Raw genomic sequence first — 2,781 nt, 5'->3', positions numbered from 1 at the left:
AGATCAGGGAATGAGTTTATAAAATAAAAAAAGCACCTGAAAAGGTGTCTTTTTTTGATGGTTTTGAACTTGTTCTTTCTTATCTTGATACATATAGAAACAACAAGTTTTTATTTTTATAGTTTACATCGCGTTTAAAGTGTTGGTGTGATTGGCTTTATAAGGTTAATGAACCTTTAAAAATCCTTGCACAGAAAAATACCCTATGTTATTGTTTAAGTTACCACACAAAAACAAATTTACATAGGGGGTTTCTGTATTAATTATGTGCAATAATAATAGCATTAATTCAGATGAAAAATCAAGTGTACTAATCGACAAAACAAAAAGTGGAAAAATAAGACCTTGGCGAGAAAAGAAAATGGCAAATGTAGATTATTTTGAACTCTTGCATATTCTTGAATTTAAAAAGGCTGAACGTGTAAAAGATTGTGCAGAGGTACTTGAATATAAAGTGAGTTATGAAACGGGAGAAAAAACGTTATATCGTGTGTGGTTTTGTAAATCTCGATTATGTCCAATGTGCAACTGGAGGAGAGCAATGAAGCATGGTATTCAGTCACAAAAGGTTGTTGCAGAAGTTATCAAACAAAAACCAACAGTTCGTTGGCTTTTCCTTACGTTGACCGTTAGAAATGTTTATGATGGTACTGAATTAAATAAAAGTTTATCGGATATGTCAAAAGGTTTTAATCGTATGATGAAATATAAGAAAATTAATAAAAACTTAGTTGGTTTTATGCGAGCGACAGAAGTAACTGTAAATAATATAGATAATTCTTATAACCAACACATGCATGTGTTGGTTTGTGTAGAAAGCACTTATTTTTATAACACTGAAAACTATGTGAATCAAAAGCAATGGATTCAATTTTGGAAAAGAGCTATGAAATTAGATTATGATCCAAACGTTAAAGTCCAAATGATTCGACCAAAAAATAAACATAAATCTGATATAAAATCAGCCATTGATGAAACTGCAAAATATCCAGTAAAAGATACAGATTTTATGACTGATGACGAAGAAAGAAATTTGCAGCGTTTAGCTGATTTGGAGGAAGGACTTTATCGAAAAAGATTAATTTCATATGGTGGTTTATTAAAGGAAATTCATAAGGAATTAAATCTTGATGACGCAGAAGATGGCGATTTAATACATACAGATGATGAAGAAAAAGCAGATGAAGATGGCTTTTCTATTATTGCAATGTGGAATTGGGAACGGAAAAATTATTTTATTAAAGAGTAATTCAACAAAAGGGCCAAGATTGTTTAAGCAAAACAAGACAAGTTAAGGGGTGCAGTTTACGCACCCCTTAACTTACTTATTAAATAATTTATAGCTATTGAAAAGAGACAAGAATTGCTCAAAGCTAATATTGTTTAAATCGTCAATTCCCGCATGTTTTAAGGATTTGTTAAATTGATTCTTTGTAAATATTTTCTTGTATTCTTTGTTAACCCATTTCATAACGAAATAATTATACTTCTGTTTATCTTTGTACGATATTCTTGATTTTTTTCTATTTAATCTGATAAGCGAGCTATTCACTTTAGGTTTAGGATGAAAATATTCTCTTGGAACCATACTTAATATAGAAATATCAACTTCTGCCATTAAAAGTAACGCCAATGAGCGCTTTGTATTCAATAACCTTTTAGCAAACCCGTATTCCACGATTAAATAACTCTCATCAGCTATACTTTCAAAAACAACTTTGCGTATTATATCCGTACTTATGTTGTAAGGTATATTACCAAATATTTTATAGGATTGGTTTTTAGGAAATTTAAACTGCAATATATCCTTGTTTAAAACTTGAAAATTATCGTGATTAACAAGTTTATTTTCTGTAGTCTTGCATAATTTATGGTCTATTTCAATAGCAGTTACGAAATTACACCTTTGTACTAATTCAAGGGTAAAATGCCCTTTTCCTGAGCCAATTTCAAAGATATTATCATGTTCATTTAAGCTTATATTTGTCATTATTTTATCTACATTACGTTTCGAAGTAATAAAGTTTTGACTGTCTTTTATATTTTTTTTGTTCATTATAACCCTCTTTAATGCGGTTATAATGAATTTTGCTTATCAACGATTCATTATAACCACTTATTTTTTGTTTGGTTGATAATCAACTGTGTTGATTACAAAAATACTAAAAATGCCCATATATTAATTCTCCTTCTTATAAACTTAAAATAATTATAGCACAAGCTCTGATAAATAAGAACATGATGAACGACCGTTAAATTTATACTGCAATCGGGCGCGATTGTTGAATAAGAATACAAAAGATACGAGAGATCATTCTCGTGTCTTTTGTTATTTTAAGTGGTTTTGTCCGTTATCCTGGAAAACCGAAAGTCGAGCAAATTTTGATTTTGCTGAGTACGGCTTTCGGTACGAAAAACATAACGGACAAAATAAAAAAGACAAGGGTTTAAGGTGGAGATTTTTCAGCGCAGCGTTTTGAAAAATACGACCTGTCCCTTGTCTTTTTTAAACGAGCCACGAGAGCAAATCCCCCTTTTGCTGAGGTGGCAGAGGTCAGGTTTTTTTGTTTCTTTTTTCTCGTAAAAAAAAGAAAGGTCTTAAAGGTTTTGTGCATACTGGTAATCAGTATGCAGGGTTTTGTTGGCAGAGCCAATAGCCTCGCAGAGCACACACTTTATGGATATAAAGTATAGTGTGTTATACTTTACTTGGAAGTGGTTGCCGGAAAGAGCGAAAATGCCTCACATTTGTGCCACCTAAAAAGGAGCGATTTACATATG

3 protein-coding genes are annotated in these 2,781 nt (G+C 31.4%); 1 reads left to right on the top strand and 2 read right to left on the bottom strand.

Going from position 1 to position 2,781, the window contains the following annotated elements:
* Positions 1 to 265 precede the first annotated feature (265 nt).
* Positions 266 to 1,249: a protein rep gene (locus tag ACFFIS_RS09550; protein ID WP_014125933.1), complete on the top strand. Its 984-nt coding sequence runs from the start codon at positions 266 to 268 to the stop codon at positions 1,247 to 1,249.
* Between the two features lie 72 nt (positions 1,250 to 1,321).
* Here the strand turns inward: ACFFIS_RS09550 and erm(C) are convergent, their stop codons facing one another.
* Both erm(C) and ermCL read right to left on the bottom strand, forming a co-directional pair.
* Positions 1,322 to 2,056 (bottom strand): 23S rRNA (adenine(2058)-N(6))-methyltransferase Erm(C), encoded by a 735-nt coding sequence (erm(C), locus tag ACFFIS_RS09545; RefSeq protein WP_002457017.1) that lies wholly within the window; start codon positions 2,054 to 2,056, stop codon positions 1,322 to 1,324.
* Between the two features lie 60 nt (positions 2,057 to 2,116).
* Positions 2,117 to 2,176 (bottom strand): 23S rRNA methylase leader peptide ErmCL, encoded by a 60-nt coding sequence (gene ermCL, locus ACFFIS_RS09540; protein ID WP_014158491.1) that lies wholly within the window; start codon positions 2,174 to 2,176, stop codon positions 2,117 to 2,119.
* Between the last annotated feature and the right edge of the window lie 605 nt (positions 2,177 to 2,781).

This window comes from Paracerasibacillus soli, from assembly GCF_042432965.1.
Lineage (GTDB): Bacteria > Bacillota > Bacilli > Bacillales > Amphibacillaceae > Paracerasibacillus > Paracerasibacillus soli.
Note: the sequence above shows the minus strand (reverse complement) of the source record. Positions and strands in the feature narration are given on the sequence as shown.